The sequence below is a fragment of the Spirosoma sp. genome, from assembly GCF_048594605.1.
Lineage (GTDB): Bacteria > Bacteroidota > Bacteroidia > Cytophagales > Spirosomataceae > Spirosoma.
In genome coordinates this window covers 1-5,142 of record NZ_JBMDWV010000180.1, presented here as the reverse complement: position 1 = coordinate 5,142, position 5,142 = coordinate 1, and the positions used below count along the sequence as shown (strand labels likewise).

The window sequence follows — 5,142 nt, the reverse complement described above, 5'->3', positions numbered from 1 at the left end:
ACTCCATCGTCAGTTAGTTGCAGAATAGAATTCAGAACTTCATCAGCCTACTTTAACCACATTTCACCATGATACACGAACCAACAACGTCCACTTCATCAGCCGATGAGGCTATGCAGTTAGAATGGCAATATGGTGCGCATAACTACCATCCTGTTCCAGTAGTGCTGTCGCGTGGCGAAGGCATTTTCGTCTGGGATGTGGACGATAAACGGTATTTTGATTTTCTGTCTGCTTACAGCGCTGTCAGCCAGGGCCATTGCCATCCACGTATCATTAAGGCAATGATTCAGCAGGCGCAGCGACTTACCCTGACATCGCGAGCGTTCTACAACGACAAGACGGGTATATGCGAAAAATATCTTTGTGATTATTTTGGCTATGACAAAGCCCTGATGATGAATTCCGGGGCGGAAGGCGGAGAAACGTCACTGAAACTGACCCGCAAATGGGCCTATAAAGTGAAAGGAATTCCGCAAAATCAGGCAAAAACTGTGTACGCTGCCGGCAACTTCTGGGGCCGAACGCTGGCCGCCATTTCATCATCAACAGATTCGAGTAGCACGAACGATTTTGGCCCACTCCTGCCGGGTTACATCATCATCCCTTATAATGATCTCAATGCGCTAGAGGATACATTCAGGCGCGATCCGACTATCGCAGGTTTTATGGTTGAGCCGATTCAGGGGGAAGCCGGGGTGGTTGTGCCCGACAGTGGTTATCTGCGCGGTGTTCGCGAGCTATGCACCAAATACAACGTATTGTTTATTGCCGACGAAGTACAGACGGGCATCGGACGTACCGGCAAGCGTGTGGCCTGCGATCATGAAAATGTAAAGCCTGATCTGCTGGTATTGGGAAAGGCGCTTTCGGGGGGCACAATGCCTGTTTCAGCGGTGTTAACGTCCGACGAGGTTATGCTAACTATAAAACCCGGTGAACATGGCTCTACGTATGGCGGTAATCCGCTGGCTTGTGCCGTAACCATGGAAGCGCTGCAAGTGGTTGAAGATGAAAAACTGGCCGAAAATGCAGCCGCTATGGGCGAAATTTTTCGGGCACGAATGACGACTCTAAGCCAGAGAACCGATCTCGTTAAATCCGTGCGGGGAAAAGGGCTGTTAAATGCGATTGTTATTGCCGAACGTCCTGAATTTGGTGCAGAAACGGCCTGGGAGATCTGCCTGAAACTGAAAGATAATGGCCTGCTCACCAAACCTACTCATGGCGATAAGATTCGTTTTGCCCCACCACTTGTGATCAACGAGGAGCAAATCCATGAAGCATGCGATATAATTGAAAAGACAGTTCTAGCCTTTTAGGCCAAATAAGTTATTGATTAACTAACAAAAAATCCGGTCAAATTTGACCGGATTTTTTGTTTTCATTGCACGGGCTGCCCATTCCTGAACGTAGCGGCCAGACGTTCACCATCGGCAAAGTGATACGTTCCTTTCCCGTTCGGAACGTTTCGCTGGAACCAGCCCGCATACTTATCGCCATTTCGATAGAAATAAACTCCGTAGTCAGATCGGAGATTATCCCGGAAATTACCTTTGTATTTCATCTTACCATCAGCATAGTATTCAGTACCCTCGCCGTGCTTGTCTCCCTCCTCAAATTCGCCAACGTAGCGTTCGCCGGTTGGATAGACAAATGTCCCTGATCCATCCTCGCAGTTGCCCGAAACGCAACCTACTGATGCGCGTGACGGAGCTTTAGGGGCAACTACAGGCCGAGCGGCCGCAACAGGGCTACTGGTTACAATTGGCTTGGGCGCGGCTGCTACGGGTGTTTTGATGGCAGTACGGCTTTTCGGGTACATGGCTTCGGCCTCAAGCCAACCTTTCCGAATGGCCTCAAGGCGTGCAGGCTTTGCAGGGTGAGTCGACGTAGCGTGTTCATCGCCAAGTGCTCTAACAGCTACCAGCGATTCGTCGAGAGAGGCCCCCAATTGATGAAGCACAAAACCGGAGAATTTGTCGGCTTCAATTTCTTTCTGAGGCTGTCCACCCCGACCATCAATCGTGTGGCCTTGTAAATGGTGACCTATCTCGTGCGCCATAATACTAATGGCCGACCAGTCGGTTTCGGTTTCTTCCTCAATCTGCTGCATAAAAGACCCGTCATACACAATAAATCGCTGTCCTTTCAGCACCGTAGCGAAGCAATTGTCGGTATTCGAACACTCAATGACCTTGAAATTACGCATAAGGCCAATCGGCTTCAGTATTCGATCCACAACGCGCTCAGCATGGCCATTAGATGACGTATTGGGTGAGCAGACCACTTGCGGGCCAACCTTACCGCCCGTATAACTACAAATAAAAGCACCCGATCCAAAGGGTAAAACAGGAGCGTTAGATTGAGCAGAGACTGAGCTAAAAATAGCCGAGCTAAACAAAAGAATGGGTAAAGAGAAAGCCGCTCTCACAGGCATAACCGAATGGGGTTAATCGTTCAACACGGCTGAATAACGATGAAAGGCAGGCGAGGATTGTGGCGATTATCGGAAGCGCTTCTACTTTTTATACACTATGCTTAACTACACGCTGATAGACCGCCAGCGTTTGGCTAACGACTTTATCGGGCGAAAAAGCCATTTGCCGTTCGTAGCCTTTCTGACGTAGTGATCGACGTAGCGGTTCGTCCAGAATAATCGTTTCAATCTGGGCCCTGATGGACGTTTCGGAGGCTGGATCAAAATAAAGTGCGGCATCCTGCGCTACCTCCGGAAAACAGGACGTATTACTCAGCACAACCGGGCAGCCCGTTGCGAAAGCTTCCAGAATAGGAATACCAAATCCTTCATAAAGCGATGGATATACGAAAGCCAGAGCATGCTGATACAGGCGATACAAGACCTGATCGTTGATGAAGTAGTGAACAACCTGCCCGGTTAAATTCAAGCTCTCAATAAGCTGCTTTTCCTCGTTATTAAAATCTCCACCACCTCCACAAATCAACTGTATATGGCTGTATTTCTGAAGGACAGGCTTAATGGCCTTCAGAAACGGAGCGAAATTTTTATAGCTACCACGGGTCCCCACATAGAGTAAGTAGGCCGTTGGTGTTTCAATCTGAAACGTATCGGGTACAACCAATTCCCGAAAATTCGTAGCGTGATGAACCACTGTGATTTTATCGGGTTCTAGCCGAAAAATTTCAATCAGGTCTTTTTTTGTGTTTTCCGATACTGCAATTACATGCCTCGCCCGATCAAGCAGCATTTGTTTTTGCTCCTTTGACGCATTATCCAGATGGCTGAATCGGTCTCCGAACTTATCCTTGGTGGCGTCGTGATACGTAATAACGAAAGGCTTATTGCCAATAAACTTCAGGAAGTAAGGATGAAAGAACGTAGGATGAAACAAATCATAATTTTTGCGCAGCAGATGAAACGCACTCCACAGGCGGTTTACCTGCGAGAAAAGCATGCTGGTGGGCATTAATCCCAGAAAATACCGATAAGACTGTGTTGGAAATTGAGAGCTGTTTTGTAGATAATGGTTATTGGAAAAAAGAACGGATAGATCAACGTTAACCCCTTTTTCCTGAAGGCCAACCATCAGATTATAAAAATACCGGGCTACTCCTCCAAAACGCGACGCCGTAAAAGCCTGATGATCGAACAATACTTTCATATTCGGCGCAATGTTACGCATAAACTCCATGCCGTCGATTATATGCAGGAGAAAGACAGATACAGGAAATAGATTCGGCTGCAGTTATGCGATACGGCTTAATCGATAAACCGGACTCCAGTCTAACAAATAACGGTTGCTACGTTGGTGCAAATTTTATGCATAACGTAACGGACAGCGCTGGATAGTCGGACTAACGTAGCAAATACTAACGGAGATCATTTGAATCGCTGCACAGCGATTTTGCCTTTTGCACCTACGGCAAAACAGGTACCTTTAGCGCAGGCAACCGAATGAAACCCTTCCGTGTCAAGGCGCTGCCAGGTTTGGCCCTGGTCGGCTGACAAAATGGTTCCGGACGGTCCGACAAGCAACACCCGATCGCCGGGCAGTAGGGCAATCGCTTCGTTTAACCCGGGCGGATTGATGGGCGTAGTAGCTTGCCAGGTTTGACCGCCATCGTGCGTGATGGCAACGCTCGGACTAGGTTGTTTTTCCTCTTTGTAATTGGCCGCCACCACCATACCGTTTTTTTCACTGAAGAAATTCATGCCGCATAAGCCAGCGAATTCACCTCCTGGTAAAGGCGTGTTATGAACCGTCCAGGTATTGCCTCGGTCAGTAGAACGAAATACGCGCCCAAATTGCCCCATACCTGATGCAATCCAGACGTTACGTTTCCCCTGCACAACGAGACTTGTCCCACTAGCGGCAAAAGCACCTTCTTTAGGTTCCATTTGTGGCAGGACGGCAGGCGAAACAGGTTGCCAGGTTTGTCCTCCATTCCCGGTAGTGAGGATGAACCATTTTCCGTCTACGGGGTCGCTAACCACAATACCGTGTTCCTTATCCCAGAAATCCATACTGTCGAAAAATATCCCCGCTTGCTGTGTCTGATACTGCAATGCCCAGGTTTGTCCGCCATCGGTTGTTTTGTAAATACGAGCCTGTCCTTTTTCGGCTGGCCCCGCACTCATCAGATAAGCCGTCTGCGCATCGACAGCCTGAACATCGCGAAAGTCGCAGGCTTGTGCATCGGGCACGGTTCCAGTTTGCCATGTTTTGCCGCCATCCGCTGTTCGAACGTACGTACCTTTCGTACCACCAACCCAGACAACATTAGGATTTGCAGCGCTCACTGCCCGAAAACTGGCATCCGTACCAACGGTTTGAGGTTGCCATTGAGCGGATACGGAACAAAAAGAAAGAAAACAGAAGAAACTGATTGCGACGAATTTCGTTCGCTGACACACGGATATACGAGACATGTTCCTAAACGATTAGGAGCAATTTAGGCAAAGAAAAGGAAAAGGATTACCTTATTTGCCCGTTTGGCAATGGATTGGTTTGGTTCGTTGTCGATTTCAGGCGAATAATTTCGTCCTCCAGGCTAGCTGTCTTGAAATAGTAGTAGAGCCCAAGTATTAGAAATATTTTCGATAAAATAAACACCGCAATAAAGGCTGTACGCCAGTATTTGTGCACCCGTATGTGCGTG

The 5,142-nt window shown here is 48.2% G+C and carries 4 protein-coding genes and 1 pseudogene; 1 reads left to right on the top strand and 4 read right to left on the bottom strand.

Annotation, left to right across the window (positions count from 1 at the left end; translation table 11 throughout):
- The first annotated feature begins 68 nt into the window (after positions 1-68).
- Positions 69-1,322 (top strand): ornithine--oxo-acid transaminase, encoded by a 1,254-nt coding sequence (rocD, locus tag ACOJS8_RS11345; protein ID WP_420148655.1) that lies wholly within the window; start codon positions 69-71, stop codon positions 1,320-1,322.
- 62 nt (positions 1,323-1,384) lie between these two features.
- Here rocD and ACOJS8_RS11340 read toward each other — a convergent pair whose 3' ends face one another.
- From ACOJS8_RS11340 to ACOJS8_RS11325, 4 genes and pseudogenes are all read right to left on the bottom strand, one after another.
- Complete coding sequence (locus ACOJS8_RS11340; protein ID WP_420148654.1) at positions 1,385-2,440, bottom strand: M48 family metalloprotease; 1,056 nt, start codon at positions 2,438-2,440, stop codon at positions 1,385-1,387.
- An 88-nt stretch (positions 2,441-2,528) separates the two neighbouring features.
- Positions 2,529-3,665, bottom strand: a complete 1,137-nt coding sequence (locus tag ACOJS8_RS11335) for a glycosyltransferase family 4 protein (protein WP_420148653.1) — start codon at positions 3,663-3,665, stop codon at positions 2,529-2,531.
- Positions 3,666-3,862: 197 nt separating this feature from the next.
- On the bottom strand, positions 3,863-4,912 hold the full coding sequence (locus tag ACOJS8_RS11330; protein ID WP_420148652.1) for a WD40/YVTN/BNR-like repeat-containing protein: 1,050 nt from the start codon (positions 4,910-4,912) through the stop codon (positions 3,863-3,865).
- Positions 4,913-4,958: 46 nt separating this feature from the next.
- A pseudogene (locus ACOJS8_RS11325) lies at positions 4,959-5,142 on the bottom strand (hypothetical protein); the annotation flags it as partial.